General features: G+C 63.1%; 11 protein-coding genes and 1 tRNA gene. 5 read left to right on the top strand and 7 right to left on the bottom strand.

Features of this window, described 5'->3' with window-relative positions; translation table 11 throughout:
* Positions 1-4 precede the first annotated feature (4 nt).
* Positions 5-583: a YceD family protein gene (locus J4E08_RS18560; RefSeq protein WP_349539753.1), complete on the bottom strand. Its 579-nt coding sequence runs from the start codon at positions 581-583 to the stop codon at positions 5-7.
* 91 nt (positions 584-674) lie between these two features.
* On the opposite strand from J4E08_RS18560, the gene J4E08_RS18555 reads away from it, so the two are divergent.
* From J4E08_RS18555 to J4E08_RS18545, 3 genes are all read left to right on the top strand, one after another.
* The gene (locus J4E08_RS18555) at positions 675-1,133 is read left to right on the top strand and encodes an outer membrane protein assembly factor BamE (protein ID WP_183968922.1); all 459 of its coding nucleotides are present in this window, start codon (positions 675-677) and stop codon (positions 1,131-1,133) included.
* A 3-nt stretch (positions 1,134-1,136) separates the two neighbouring features.
* Complete coding sequence (locus J4E08_RS18550) at positions 1,137-1,913, top strand: GNAT family N-acetyltransferase (protein WP_349539752.1); 777 nt, start codon at positions 1,137-1,139, stop codon at positions 1,911-1,913.
* Between the two features lie 66 nt (positions 1,914-1,979).
* Positions 1,980-3,806 carry an ABC-F family ATP-binding cassette domain-containing protein gene (locus tag J4E08_RS18545; RefSeq protein WP_349539751.1) on the top strand — a complete coding sequence of 609 codons (1,827 nt, stop codon included), beginning with the start codon at positions 1,980-1,982 and terminating at the stop codon, positions 3,804-3,806.
* Here J4E08_RS18545 and J4E08_RS18540 read toward each other — a convergent pair whose 3' ends face one another.
* On the bottom strand, positions 3,807-4,892 hold the full coding sequence (locus J4E08_RS18540; RefSeq protein WP_349539750.1) for an AbrB family transcriptional regulator: 1,086 nt from the start codon (positions 4,890-4,892) through the stop codon (positions 3,807-3,809).
* A 109-nt stretch (positions 4,893-5,001) separates the two neighbouring features.
* Between J4E08_RS18540 and J4E08_RS18535 the strand changes: the two genes are divergently transcribed.
* Positions 5,002-6,108, top strand: coding sequence for an acetoin utilization protein AcuC (locus tag J4E08_RS18535; RefSeq protein WP_349539749.1), 1,107 nt, complete (start codon positions 5,002-5,004; stop codon positions 6,106-6,108).
* A 10-nt stretch (positions 6,109-6,118) separates the two neighbouring features.
* On the opposite strand, the gene J4E08_RS18530 is transcribed toward J4E08_RS18535, so the two are convergent.
* Positions 6,119-6,192, bottom strand: a tRNA-Gly gene (locus tag J4E08_RS18530).
* 611 nt (positions 6,193-6,803) lie between these two features.
* Between J4E08_RS18530 and J4E08_RS18525 the strand changes: the two genes are divergently transcribed.
* Positions 6,804-8,375 (top strand): hypothetical protein, encoded by a 1,572-nt coding sequence (locus J4E08_RS18525; protein WP_349539748.1) that lies wholly within the window; start codon positions 6,804-6,806, stop codon positions 8,373-8,375.
* 10 nt (positions 8,376-8,385) lie between these two features.
* Here the strand turns inward: J4E08_RS18525 and trpE are convergent, their stop codons facing one another.
* The 4 genes from trpE to J4E08_RS18505 are packed head-to-tail and all read right to left on the bottom strand — an operon-like array spanning position 8,386 to position 13,398.
* Positions 8,386-9,900 carry an anthranilate synthase component I gene (gene trpE, locus J4E08_RS18520; RefSeq protein ID WP_349539747.1) on the bottom strand — a complete coding sequence of 505 codons (1,515 nt, stop codon included), beginning with the start codon at positions 9,898-9,900 and terminating at the stop codon, positions 8,386-8,388.
* 15 nt (positions 9,901-9,915) lie between these two features.
* Positions 9,916-11,760 (bottom strand): peptidylprolyl isomerase, encoded by a 1,845-nt coding sequence (locus J4E08_RS18515; protein ID WP_349539746.1) that lies wholly within the window; start codon positions 11,758-11,760, stop codon positions 9,916-9,918.
* Between the two features lie 30 nt (positions 11,761-11,790).
* Positions 11,791-12,990 carry an aminotransferase gene (locus tag J4E08_RS18510; protein ID WP_349539745.1) on the bottom strand — a complete coding sequence of 400 codons (1,200 nt, stop codon included), beginning with the start codon at positions 12,988-12,990 and terminating at the stop codon, positions 11,791-11,793.
* Between the two features lie 54 nt (positions 12,991-13,044).
* The gene (locus tag J4E08_RS18505; protein ID WP_349539822.1) at positions 13,045-13,398 is read right to left on the bottom strand and encodes a winged helix-turn-helix transcriptional regulator; all 354 of its coding nucleotides are present in this window, start codon (positions 13,396-13,398) and stop codon (positions 13,045-13,047) included.
* Positions 13,399-13,417 lie beyond the last annotated feature (19 nt).

Here is a 13,417-nt window from a genome sequence, read left to right as displayed (position 1 = left end):
TTTCTCAGCTCTCAGTGTCGCCCTTGTCCATTTTTTCCTTGAGCGCTGCAAGCCCTGCGAATGGTTTGACGTCTTCATCTGTCATGGGGGCCACACCGTCTTCGGCAAACTGAGCGGATTCCAGCCCGACGCCATCCTTGCGCGGGTAGGGCGGCAACGACAGGGTCAGCTCTTCGGCCATCAGCGCTTCGAGGTCGATCACCTCGCCCAGAGGTTCAAGGCTGTCATCCTCGGGCATCTCGATTTCGGTCCCGGCATCGGGGGATTCGAAACGGTGACCGGGCATGTAGCGCCGCTCCACATCCACATCGAGGCGCGTGTTGACCGGGTCCAGCGTTACAATGCAGGCCTGCACCACGGTGGCGCCCAGCTTTCCCTTCAGCTCCCAGCTGTCGCGACCGCGCGGCGAGACTGTCCCGGTAAAGCGCAGTTTGCGAATGCCTTCGATGCCAAGCGCACGGGCCAGATCGTCGCGTGCGGAAGCTTTGGGTTCCAGAGAGAAGGGCGTTTCGCCGGTCTGGCGCAGCGAGGCCACGCGCAGGCGGGCTTGCGGGGCGGAAGAGGACGGCTCGGAGGCTGACATGTGGGGAAGGGTTTCCTGTTCTTGCTTGCGGCGATAAAGTTCAGTAATCGAGATACGAGCCAAGGCACGTCAAGACAAGAGGGGCCGGAGAATGATCGGCATGAAGACCACGCTGAAATACACCCTCGTCGCTGTTGCGTGCGTCGGGCTGGCCGGGTGCGAGACCAGCTATCGCAACCACGGATACGTTCCGCCGGAAGAAGACCTGCAACAGATCGTGCCGGGAATCGACACCCGTGCGACAGTGGAGGATGTGATCGGCGTGCCCAATGCGTCGGGCGTGCTGAACAATTCCGGCTACTATTATATACAGTCCGAGGTGAAGCATTTCGCCTGGCAGAAGCCGACGGTGACGGATCGCCAGATTGTCGCGATCACCTTTGATCCGGCGGGCGTGGTGGAGAACATCGAATCCTACGGGTTGGATGACGGCAAGGTCGTGCCATTGTCGCGCCGTGTGACGCGCACCTCGGACGGCGACATTTCCTTTATTCGCAAGCTGTTCGGCAACATCGGTGGTCTGAACGTCGGCCAGTTGCTGGGCGAGTAAGTCATGACCGGAGCGGGCTGCGTTCCGGGCACCATCGGATTTTCCGGGACAGAGCAGGCCGCTTTGCCATTGGTGCGTGGCCGGTATCGGGCGCGCTATGCGGTGAGTGCCGAAGATATGGCCGCGGCGCTGGAATTGCGCGCGCGTGCCTTCGGCCTGGACGTGGACGCCGACCCCTTTGACGCCCTGTGCACGCATGTGCTGGTTGAGGACCTGACGCTGGAGTGCGTCGTTTGCTGCTACCGGCTGTTGCCTTTGGCGAGCGGCGCGGACATCGGACGCTCCTACGCGGCGCAGGTCTATGATTTGTCGTTGGTCGCGCAAATGGACGGGCCGATGCTGGAACTGGGGCGGTTTTGCCTGCATCCCGATCATCGGGACCCGGATATCCTGCGGCTTGCCTGGGCGGCGATGACAACCCTGGTGGATGCGGGCGGCGTGGCGTTGCTGTTTGGCTGTGCCTCTTTTGCCGGGACCGATCCGGGCCGCTATGCGGCGGCGTTTGACCGCCTGAGGGAGAGACATCTTGCGCCTGCGGACCGCGCGCCAGGGCCGAAGGCGGCAGAGGTCCACCGCTTTGACATCCTGTCCGCGAAGGACCCCGGCGCGGCCCTGCGCCAGATGCCTCCTTTGCTGCGCACCTATTTGACGATGGGCGGCTGGGTCAGTGATCACGCGGTCGTTGATCACGAGATGAACACACTGCATGTCTTTGTCGGCGTTGAGATTTCTTCAATCCCCGAGGCACGCAAACGGCTGCTGCGGGCTGTGGTGGGCTGATCACCGCTCTGATGTGGATGCGCATGGTGCTTGACCTTGGCGGCGCGGCCCCATAGCTGGCGAGATATGGCAGCACCTCTTCTACAACTCTCCGAAATTTCGCTCACCTTTGGCGGCGATCCCGTGTTCGACAACTTGTCGATGAACGTCCAACCCGGCGACCGGATCGCGCTGGTGGGACGCAATGGCTCTGGCAAGTCGACGCTGATGAAAATCATGGCAGGGTTGGTGGAGGCCGACAAAGGCGACCACGTCGTGCCCACGGGTGTCACCGTTGGCTACATGGAACAGGACCCGGATTTGTCCGGCTTTGAAACGCTGGGCGAATTTGCCTCCAGCGGGCTGGAAGAGTCCGAGATGTACCGGGTGGAGCGCGCCTCCGAAGGGTTGAAATTCGACCCCGACCGTCCCGTGGCGACCGCGTCTGGCGGGGAACGGCGTCGGGCCGCGCTGGCCAAGCTGATGGCTGAGGCGCCTGAGCTGATGCTGCTCGACGAGCCGACCAACCACCTTGATATCGAAGCGATTCAATGGCTTGAGGACGAGCTGAAGACCACGCGCACGGCCTTTGTCCTGATCTCGCACGACAGGCGGTTTCTGGATGTGTTGACCCGCGCGACCCTTTGGGTGGATCGCGGGCAGGTACGCCGGTCCGAGGAAGGGTTCAAGAACTTCGAGGCGTGGCGCGACAAGATCTGGGAAGAGGAAGACACCGCCCGCCACAAGCTGGATCGCAAGATCAAGGCGGAGGCGCGTTGGGCCGTCGAGGGCATCAGTGCCCGACGCAAGCGCAACCAGGGCCGGGTGCGCCGCTTGCAAGACATGAAGTCCGAGCGCGGCGGTCAAATCCGGCGGCAGGGCACGGCGGCGATGGACCTGGCGTCTGGGCCGAAATCGGGCCGCAAGGTGGTGGAGGTCGAAGGGCTGACCCACGCCTTTGGCGACAAGCCGATCGTGACGGACCTTGAACTGAAGGTGCAGCGCGGCGACCGCGTGGCCTTTGTCGGGCCAAACGGTGTGGGCAAAACCACGCTCATCCGCATCCTGATGGGGGAAATCACGCCTGATTCCGGCACGGTGAAGCTGGGCACGAACCTTGTTCCGGCGATTTTCGACCAGACGCGCGCGCAGCTTGACCCCGAAATGACGCTTTGGGATGCGCTGACCACGGATAAGGACATGCGAGTGTCCGGGCAGTCTGATCAGGTGATGGTGCGGGGTGAACCCAAGCACGTCATTGGCTACCTCAAGGAATTCCTGTTCGACGAACGGCAGGCGCGGGCGCCTGTGCGGGCGCTGTCGGGGGGCGAAAAGGCGCGTCTGCTGTTGGCGCGGATCATGGCGCGGGAATCCAACCTGTTAGTGCTCGACGAACCGACAAACGATCTGGACGTCGAAACGCTCGATCTGTTGCAGGAGCTTCTGGACGACTACGACGGCACCGTTCTGCTGATCTCGCACGACCGGGACTTCCTCGACCGCGTGGCGACGACGACCGTCGCAATGGAAGGGCACGGAAGCGCCGTGGTCTATGCCGGTGGCTGGACCGACTACCAGACGCAAAAGCGCGAGGCCGAGGGCGGGTCTGCCCCGGCAAAGGGCAAGGCATCGTCCGGGGCGAAGAAATCCAACGGCAAGGCCGCGCCGGAGACGGCCAGTGCCTCCAAGGGGTTGTCCTTCACCGAACGGCATCGTCTGGAAACGCTGCCAGCGGAGATCGACCGCCTGAACGCGGAAATCACCAAGCTGGAAGAGTTCCTCGCCGCGCCGGATCTGTTTACCGCCGAGCCGCTGAAGTTTCAGAAGGCGACCGATGCGTTGGTGGAGCGCCACAACATGCTGTCCGATGCCGAAGAGGAATGGATGGCATTGATGGAAAAAGACGAGGCCTGATTACAGATCTTCGGCGCGAAGCCTCAGGACTCGCGCCGCCAAAGGCATTTCAACCACAGTGATGAGAATGCGCGTCACATGGTGCAGGCTGACCAACGCCGGGCTTGCGGCGAGCGACAGGGCCACCAGCGACATCTCGGCCACACCGCCGGGAGCGTAGGCGATCAGCAGGTGCAGGGCCTCGATTCCGGTCGCAGTGTGCAAGATCAGCGCAAACGTGCCGCCAATCAGCAGCATCGCCGACACAGACACCAATGACAGAGCGATCGAGCGGCGCAGCAAGGCTGCGTCGATGCCCTGGAAGCGCATCCCGAGGCTGGTGCCGATCACCAGTTGCGCTGTGGCGATCAGCCAAAAGGGCAGGTGCAGGTCCAGCGCGCCGGTGAGTGTCGCCAGCGCCGCCAGGAGCAATGGTCCCGTCAATTGCGCGGCGGGCAGGCGCACCCGCCGGCCAATCTGCAGGCCAAGGATCGCCGTCACCGCAATCAGCGCCAAACTGCCCAGGTCGACCGGATCTTGCGGGCCGTTGCTGAGACCTGCTGAACTGCCGACCGCTTGCCCGGTCCAGAGGGACAGGCCCAACGGCAGGATTGTCACCACAAGGATGATGCGCAAGAACTGTTGAATGGTGAGCGTGCGAATGTCTGCCCCGGCGCTCTCTCCCATGAAGATCGACTCCATCAACCCGCCGGGGGTGGCGGCGTAAAAGGCGGTGGCACGATCAAAGCCGCCGAGCCTGCGAAAGATGGTCATGTTTGTGAAATGCGCCAACGGCACGAAGACAAACAGCGCCCCCAGGGTCAAAGGCAGATCGGGAGCGAGTGCCGCGAGGTCCGGCGTGACTTGCGTGCCAATCATCACGCCGATCAGGCCGACGAAAAAGGTGCGGAAACCCATCTGAAAGCCGTAGCCGTCCCAATGCCGTTCCGGCGCGAAGCGGGACACGAGACCGGAGGCCACCAGCGCGCCAAGCATCCACGGCATCGGCGTGCCCACGAAGGAGGCCAGAGCGCCACCACTGCCGCCGATGGCAAGGAAAAAAGCGGTCAGAACAAGGGTGCGTGGGGCGATCTGCGGAAAGGTCATGATTTTGTATACTGTCGCATACAAAGTACGGCAAGTCACATTGCAGCGGATATGCGGGCAGGGAGCAAGATAGGTTTTGCACGCTCAAACAATGCGCTAGCTCTGCCTCATGCAAACGCCACTTTTCATTAGATCGCGGATCTATCGCGGATCAGTTTACGGCAGCCAGCATCCACTGTCCATCCAGCGGGTGCCTGCGGTGACGGATCTGTGCCGCGCGTTGGGATGGCTTACTCCGGATGTCTACCGCACGTCGCCACGCGCCAAACCAGCGGCACTGACGGGATTTCACACGGAGGACTATATCGCCGCCCTCATGCGGGCCGAGGACCAGCAAAGCGTTTCCGACGCTGTCCGCACGCGCCACGGTTTGGGCACCCTGTCGAACCCGGTTTTTCCCGAGATGTACCGAAGGCCCGCGACCGCCGTGGGCGGCGGGCTATTGGCCGCAGAGCTGGTGCGGGGTGGCGGCGTGGTGCACAATCCCGGTGGCGGCCAGCATCACGGGATGCCGGATTGCGCGGCGGGATTCTGCTTTCTCAACGAGCCGGTTTTGACCATTCGGCGGCTGCTGACGATGGGGCTGTCGCGGGTGGCCTATGTCGACATCGACGCCCATCACGGTGACGGCGTGCAATGTGCGTTCGAGGGGTCGGAGGAGGTGCGCGTGATCTCTGTCCACGAGGCGCGGCGCTGGCCTTTTACCGGCGCGCTGGAGGACAGCGGTGGTGGGGCTGCGTGGAACTTGCCGGTCGCGCGAGGCTTCAACGACACGGAGTTTGCGTTTGTGCTGAACGAGATGATTTTGCCTGCGGTCGAGGCCTTTGCGCCGGATGCCGTGTTCCTGCAATGCGGCGCCGATGCTCTGGCCGAAGACCCGCTGGCACGGCTGTCCTTGTCGAACCAGAGCCACGTCGACGCGGTGACCGCGCTGCGGGCGCTGTCCCCGCGCCTGATCGTCTCTGGCGGCGGCGGCTACAACCCGTGGAGCACGGCGCGGTGCTGGTCGGCAGTGTGGGGGACCTTGGCGGGGCACGAGGTGCCGGAGGTCCTGCCGACTGCTGCCCAAGACGTGCTGCGGACGCTCACTTGGCGTCGTAAAGGGCAGCCTGAAGAGGCGCTTTTGACCACGCTTGTGGACGCGCCGCGCAACGGTGAAATTTCACCTGATCTGCGCGCTGATGTGGCCGTGCTCAGGGCGCGGCTGGGTCACTAGGTTTGGGGAGTGGAGCGGGTGAAGGGAATCGAACCCTCGTCATCAGCTTGGGAAGCTGCTTCTCTACCATTGAGATACACCCGCGATGCCCGGTGATTATCACTGCTGAACACGTATCGGCAAGACCAAAAGCTGCGGTTTGCAGCATTGTGCCGGCGAGAAGCTCGATTTTTTGACCTCGTTTTCCGTGCCGTTCAACTGCAATGCGTCGTTTTTCTGTGCACGTCCTTCTGGTCGTCGCGGGGCTTCTTGATCGCGCTTTTGATTAGGCGGAGGACCTTGGTCTCAGCAGCGGTGGCCTTCTCGGCTGTGTCGGTGAGATATAATCGTTCAGTTGGCACCTTCTTTGGTTCATTCCGGAGTGAGTTCGTAGGCCGTTCATTGCAAAGCGGTATCAAACGTCGCGGAAATGTCGCGGTTTATGTAGCAAATTCAATCGGTTTTCAGAGGTCTTGAGCGATCCGGCACTGGCCCGCCTTTTGGTGGCGGCTTCCGTTGCAAAGGTGAACGACACCTGCCTGCTCGATCCGCGAGTGAAGCAAACACATTATCCAGATCAGCCGAGGAAACGTCGCAATCAACGCATCTTATGTGGAAAATCGCCCTGGCGGTCCTTTGTCCGGGGGGACGTTAACCAATTGGTGACACGACATGTGGCTGAATGCGAACACAGAGCCATATGGGACGGCAGAGTGATGTCGCAGACAGATAATTCGGAAATTCGCGCAGCGCTTACAGCCTCGGGGTCTCAGGCGGCGCGGCAGGTTTTGCTTGGCAAGTTGGGCGGATTACCCACGCGAGCGGCGCAATTGGTCCGGGCCGAGATCGCGCTGCAAGACGGCATGCCGGAGGACGCGATTGCCGCTGTGATCGGGGGATTCGGGGAGTCGCCGGAGGCCCCTGGCCCTGCGAAGATCCTGGCAGAGGCGTTTTTGGAATGTGATGACCCTGTTTCGGCGCACCGGGCTTTGACAAAGCACTGTGACAGCCAAGGGTTTCAGATGTTGCGCGCCCAACTGTCAGTTGTTGCGGCATTGGGTGATCAGGACGCCACCGTGGCACTTGCCTTCAGAGCTTGCGAGGCGTTCGAAGACCGACCCGCCATGGTGGAGCACGCGCTGCTTTGCCTTGCTCGGGTCGATGCGTTGGATGCGATTTGGCAACTCTTCAAAACCTCCGGGTTCAAGGCCGTGAAACTGGCGCTGCGTCAGTCGCTGATTGAAAGCTGCCTTCGCTGTGGGTCAGGCGCCGACCTTGCACGATTCCTGGCTTGGTGGGAGGGGGACAGCGTCGCGAGCCTGCTTGGAGCGTTGTCTTCTTTTGACGCTGACAGGCAGCATTCGGTCCTGGCGGAGGCGGCACACAACCTGCCGGTCGGGCGCGCATTGTTCTTTCTTGGACATGCCTGCGACCGTGCCGGACTACAGGATATTGGTCGAGACATTCTGAAGCGGTGTCGGTCCCATCAAGCGCCGCAGGTCTGGCCGAAGCAGGCTCAATCGCTGACACCGCAACGGGAAAGCCTGTTGGCTCAAAGCTACGAAAAGGTCTTGCGTTGGCTCGATGTGGCGGAGGCGGATCGAGCTGAGTGGTTGACGCGACTGGACTATGGAATGCGTCTGTCGGCGGAGGTGGATTTTCTATACGCCAGCGATCCGGCGTTTCGTGCCGATTTCGATAGCCGTCGACGCGCGCCGGACCTCGGCCCATTGAAGGCCCTGGCCGATGCAGGGCAGCGCGGGATCCTGGTGACCGCGCATACCGGGCTTGTGATGCAGATCACGACATTCTTTCAGGAAGCGGGACTGACCGATGTCACGATGATTGGCGGCCACCCCTGTCATCGCAAAATCTATCCCGGTGGGCAAATGCTGCATCCTATGCCACCGGGCGGCCACCGCGGATATGCCGGGCCTTTGGCACGCAAGACCTTGGCAGAGAATGGAATTGTCGCCCTTGCCGTTGATCTGGACGTGACGCCGATGATGCGGCTGCGCCACCACGGGGTGGAGGTGTCCTTACCCACCACGGTGCCGCGGCTGGCTTTGCAGTGCGATGCGCCGCTGATCTGGGGGTGCTCCCATCTGCGCGGCGAAGAGATACATTATGACTGCACGCCATTGCCCACGAAACACGCGACCGAGACCGACGAACGATTCTATGAGCGGGTTCTTTTGCGCTGTCTCGACCTGATGCGGGACGCCTGTCTTCGCGATCCTGCCAACGCAGGGTCGGCGGCAAAGATGCTGGCGCGGAGCGCGGACTGACCGGAACCGATCAGCCGTTGCCGTGCCCGGTAAAGCGCGCCGCGTCTTCGGCGGCGCGTCGGATGGCGTTGGACTTGTGCACCGTCTCCATATACTCGGCCTCGGGGTCGCTGTCATAGACCACGCCGCCGCCCGCCTGAATGTAGAGCTTGTCATCCTTTACGATGGCAGTGCGCAGGGCGATACACATATCCATGTCGCCGCCGGCGCTGAAATAGCCGACACCGCCACCATAGACGCCGCGCTTTTCCGGCTCGAGCTCGTCGATGATTTCCATCGCCCGAACCTTTGGCGCGCCGGACACCGTTCCGGCGGGCATTCCGGCAAAGAAAGCGGAAAGCGCGTCCTGATCCTCGGCCAATTCACCGACCACGTTTGATACGATGTGCATCACATGGCTGTAGCGTTCGATGATGAACTTTTCCGTCGGGCGAACCGTGCCGATCTTGGAGACTTTGCCGGTGTCGTTGCGACCGAGGTCGAGCAACATCAGGTGTTCCGCCAGCTCTTTCTGGTCGGCGAGCAGATCGGCCTCCAGCGCGTTGTCCTCCTCAGGGGTTGCGCCGCGGGGGCGGGTGCCTGCGATGGGCCGGATCGTCACCTCGTTGCCAAAGACACGGACGAGGATTTCCGGAGACGCCCCGATGACCTGGAAGCCGCCGAAATTGAAATAGAACATGAAGGGCGACGGGTTGGTCCGGCGCAGCGAGCGATAGAGCGCGAAAGGCGGCAGCGGAAAATTCTGCGTCCAGCGCTGTGACGGGACAACTTGAAAGATGTCGCCCGCCTTGATGTATTCCTTGGCCGCGTTGACCGCGTCCTTGTAGCTTTCGCGCGTGAAGTTGGAGACGGGTTCGCCCAGATCGGCGGCATTGCCCAGATCGCGCGAGGCCTGCGGTATGGCGCGTTCCAGGTCACGCACCGCATCCATCACGCGCTCGGCGGCCTGCGCGTAGGCGGCCTTGGCGGACATGCCGTCCTGTGCCCAGGCGGGCGAAACCACGGTGACCTCGCCTTTGACCCCGTCGAGCACGGCGACAACGGAAGGGCGCAGCATCACGGCGTCCGGCAGACCCAGCGGATCAGGATTCACGTTGGGCAGGCGTTCCACCAGACGGATCATGTCGTAGCCGAGGTAGCCAAAGAGGCCCGCCGCGGCTTGCGGCAGATCCTCGGGGAGGTCGATTTTCGACTCTGCCAGAAGCGCGCGGAAGGAGGTCAGCGGATCGTCGGCGCAGGGTTCGAACGCATCCGCATCAAAGCGTGCCTGACGGTTGATCGACGCCTGTTCGCCATGACATTTCCAGATCAGGTCGGGCTTCATCCCGATCATCGAAAAGCGCCCGCGCACTTCGCCGCCAGTGACCGATTCCAGCACGAAGGCGTCCTTGGCGGCGCCGGTCAGCTTCAGCATCAAAGACACGGGCGTGTCGAGATCGGCGGCCAAACGGGTGTAGACGATCTGATTTTCACCAGCCTCGTAACGAGAGGCAAAGGCGTCAAAGGCTGGGGTCAAAGCGGACATTCAGGGCACCCGTGATTACTGGAAGTTGGCGTTCACGGCATTGACGGCCGCCTGATCAATGGAGACCCCGGCGCGGGACTGGATGTTTTGCGCCAGCGCGCGGAACAGATCCTGCGCCACGTCCTGATCGGCCTGCTGGGCGAAGATCGAGCGCATCTGGTCGGCTGCATCGCCTTCGGTGTCGGCGGGCAGAATCTCGTCAAGACGCAGGACGAAGGCTGTTCCGTTGCCCTTCAGAACGGAGACCGCACCGGCCTCCATCTCGAATACTTCGCGCAATGCGCCCGGAGGGATTTGCGCGCCGAAGGCGGTCCGGGTCAGGCCCGGCTCCGTGCGGGCCTCAAGGTTGACCTCCTCAAAGCTCGCGCCGTCGGTGATTTGCGCCTTGAGCGCCTCGGCCTGAGCGACCAGAGCGTCGGCGCGGGCGTCGACTTCCCAGTCGGTGGCGACGCGGTCGCGGATCTCGTCAAAGGCGTAGGGGGCCGCGTCCTGAATCTCGTCGACGCGCAGCGCAAAGATACCGCCGTCGCCCAACTCTTCGATGGCCGGATAGTCGTCAACTGTTACGGCGTTCGCGATCTCGCCGAAGGCCTCGTAGCCTGCGATGTCGCCGCTGTTCTGGCCGTTCCAGCCAATCTGACCCTGCTCAAGTTCGGTTGTTTCGGCCAGCTCTTCCAGGGTGACGCCAGCGGCGAGTTCCTCGTCAAACGTGGCGCCCTGGGTGGCGATGACGCGGCGGGCCCGGTCCAGCGCCACGGTGTCGCGCAGATCGGGGATGGCGTCTTCGAAGCTGGTTTCCTGCGCCGCAAGCACGGCATTCACACGGTAGAGCGCCGGGCCAAGGTTCGATGTCGCGATGACCACGTCCCCTGTGTTGGCGTCAAAGACCGTCTCTGCCGCCGCGCCCAGATCGTCGCGCGCCACGTCGCCCAGATCAGTGTCGGCCAGCTCCAGTCCGCGCGCGTCGACCACGTCCTCGAACGTGGTTTCGCCAGCGGCAATGCGGTCGGCCGCGTCTTGCGCTGCGTCGGCATTCGGCATCACCAGTCGTTCCACAAGGCGACGCTCCGGCATGTTGAACTCGGCCTCACGCTCCTCGTAGGCGGCGCGCAGCGTGGCTTCGTCCACTTCGACGGTGTCCACGATCATGCTTGGGGTCAGCCAGACGTAGGTGATCTGCTTGGTCTGCGGGCGGGTGTAGCGGTCCAGGTTGTCCTCGTAGAACGCCTGCAGCTCCTCATCCGTGGGCACGGCGACGCCGGTGTCCAGACGGTCCTCGGACAGTTGCGCCCAGGTGAAGGCGCGGCGTTCGCCGGCGTAGCCGATGAGCGTGTCGATGTAGGTATCGGGAAGGCTCACGCCGCCTTGAACCGCGGTCTGAAGCAAGGTCGCGGCGCTTTCTGCGCGGAGGTTTTCTTCGAACTCGGCCTCCGTATAGCCCGCGTTTTCCAGCGCGAGACGGTAGGTTTCGCGGCTGAACTGGCCATCAACGCCTTGGAATCCCGCGACATTCTGCAGGTCACGCGCCAGACGTTCGTCGCCCACGGACAGGCCCATGCGGGCGGCCTCGTCTTCGAGCGCGGCTGCGATGACAACACGGGACAAGACCGCATCGGGCAGGCCAGCGGCGCGGGCCTGTTGAAAGGTCAACGGCTCGCCGGTTTCGGCCTGCACGGCGTTGATTTCGGACCGGAGGTTGCGGAAATAGTCCTGCGCCGGGATATCCGTGTCACCGACGCGGCCGATCGAGCTTACGGTGCCACCGAAATTTGTCGCGCCAAAGCCGCCAAGCCCCAGAAGAAGCAAACCCAATAGGATGTAGCCGCCTGTCTTGCCGACACCGCCTGCTTTTCTAATCATTTCTGCCTCCCCGCGCTGGTTCGGCCTTGTCTAAGCCGGGGTCGCGGGCGGTGCAAGGGGCGGCAGGTCAAGCTGTTCGAGACGTGAAACAAAGGTCCGCAGCCGCGCCGCATCCGCATTGGCAAACGCCACGCGCAGGCAGCGGTCACCGGAGGCATCGCCGGGGGGCGTGAACATGGTGGCGGGCAGGACGAGGGCCTGAACCTTTTGCACCATCAGCGGAGCGAGGTCAGCCGCGCCCATGGCAAAAGGGTGTTCGAGATAGGCGAAGTAGGCACCGAGGCCGCGCATCCTCCATCCCTTGTGCTCCAGCGGGGCGAATGCCTCTGCCAGAGCCGCGCGACGTTGCAGGATTTCCTGGCGTTGGTCTGCTTTCCAGTCGGCAAGGTGGGTAAGGCCCCAGAGCGCCGCCTTTTGCCCGAGGGAGGGGGCGCAGATCGCGACGGTGTCCTGAAACTTCTCGATCTGATGCAGCAGGTCGGGCGCGGCGATGATTGCGCCGACGCGGTGCCCGGTCAGCCGGTAGGCTTTGGAAAAACTGTAGAGCTGTATCAGCGTTTTGTCCCAGTCAGGGAGCCTGAGCAGGTCGTGCGGCGCTCCCGTGCGGGAATCGAAATCGCGGTAGGTCTCGTCGATGATCAGCTTGATGCCCGTCTCGCGGCATAGGTCATGGAGCGCGCGCAGGGTGTCCGCCGGGTATTCGACGCCAGTGGGGTTGTTCGGCGATACGAGAACGATGGCGCGGGTGCGCGGGGTGATCCGCGCGCGGGCGGCGTCCACATCGGGGATCAGCGCGTCGGTGCAGGGCAGGGGGACGGTGCGCACCCCGCTCATGTCCAGCCACATCTTGTGGTTGAAGTACCAAGGCACGGGCAGGAGAACCTCGTCGCCTTCGCCGGTCAAAGCAGACAGCGTGGCGGCGAAGGCTTGATTGCAACCGGCTGTAATGGCGAAATTTTCCGGCCCGAGCGTTGCGCCGTAATGCGCGGACCAATCCGCGGCGAGTGCTGCGCGCAGATCGGGCCGGCCCAGAACCGGTCCATACAGATGGCTGTCGGCCTCACCCAGCATGTCCGACATGGCCGCCAGCATCGGCGCAGGCGGCGGGTTGGCGGGGGCGGCTTGCGCGAGATTGATCAGAGGCCGGTCGTCGGGAAACGACACGCCCTTCAGCCAGCGCTGCGCCTCGGGGATCGGCGGAAAGAAAGTGGCGTCGGTGCGCGTCGTCATGGCTGGCCTCTCACGTTGTGTGCGGAGGCTATCAGCGGCAACAGCGCGCGCAAGTCAGACGCCATCGAATGCGTTTCGCGCGGCCTTGATCGCGCCATGATGACGGTTGGCCCAGTCCTTCAGCCCGGCGATGGGGGCAAGGGCGGAGCGTCCCAGATCGGTCAGCGCATATTCCACCGCGGGCGGCTTTGTCGGAAACACCTCGCGCGAGATCATGCCGTCGCGTTCCAGATCCCGCAGCGTTTGCGTCAGCATCCGCTTGGAGATATCGCCGACAGCCCGTTGCAGCGCTGAAAAACGGCGCGGCTCTGCCTCCAGCGCGATCAGGATGAGCAGGGTCCATTTCTGACCCACGAGGCTGAGCACATCGCGGATCGGACACAGGCCCGGTGCCGGCGGCGCCCCCATCGGCGCATCGGCAAACAGA

This window comes from Sagittula sp. NFXS13, assembly GCF_040148795.1.
GTDB classification, from domain to species: Bacteria; Pseudomonadota; Alphaproteobacteria; order Rhodobacterales; family Rhodobacteraceae; genus Sagittula; species Sagittula marina.
The sequence above is the reverse complement of the archived record's forward strand: the minus strand, read 5'-3'. Positions and strand labels throughout refer to the sequence as shown.

Excerpts from the sequence above, each read along its gene's own strand:
- J4E08_RS18560 (WP_349539753.1), bottom strand. The coding sequence starts at position 583 with ATGTCAGCCTCCGAGCCGTCCTCTTCCGCCCCGCAAGCCCGCCTGCGC.
- J4E08_RS18555 (WP_183968922.1), top strand. The coding sequence starts at position 675 with ATGATCGGCATGAAGACCACGCTGAAATACACCCTCGTCGCTGTTGCG.
- J4E08_RS18550 (WP_349539752.1), top strand. The coding sequence starts at position 1,137 with ATGACCGGAGCGGGCTGCGTTCCGGGCACCATCGGATTTTCCGGGACA.
- J4E08_RS18545 (WP_349539751.1), top strand. The coding sequence starts at position 1,980 with ATGGCAGCACCTCTTCTACAACTCTCCGAAATTTCGCTCACCTTTGGC.
- J4E08_RS18540 (WP_349539750.1), bottom strand. The coding sequence starts at position 4,892 with ATGACCTTTCCGCAGATCGCCCCACGCACCCTTGTTCTGACCGCTTTT.
- J4E08_RS18535 (WP_349539749.1), top strand. The coding sequence starts at position 5,002 with ATGCAAACGCCACTTTTCATTAGATCGCGGATCTATCGCGGATCAGTT.
- J4E08_RS18525 (WP_349539748.1), top strand. The coding sequence starts at position 6,804 with ATGTCGCAGACAGATAATTCGGAAATTCGCGCAGCGCTTACAGCCTCG.
- trpE (WP_349539747.1), bottom strand. The coding sequence starts at position 9,900 with ATGTCCGCTTTGACCCCAGCCTTTGACGCCTTTGCCTCTCGTTACGAG.
- J4E08_RS18515 (WP_349539746.1), bottom strand. The coding sequence starts at position 11,760 with ATGATTAGAAAAGCAGGCGGTGTCGGCAAGACAGGCGGCTACATCCTA.
- J4E08_RS18510 (WP_349539745.1), bottom strand. The coding sequence starts at position 12,990 with ATGACGACGCGCACCGACGCCACTTTCTTTCCGCCGATCCCCGAGGCG.
- J4E08_RS18505 (WP_349539822.1), bottom strand. The coding sequence starts at position 13,398 with ATGGGGGCGCCGCCGGCACCGGGCCTGTGTCCGATCCGCGATGTGCTC.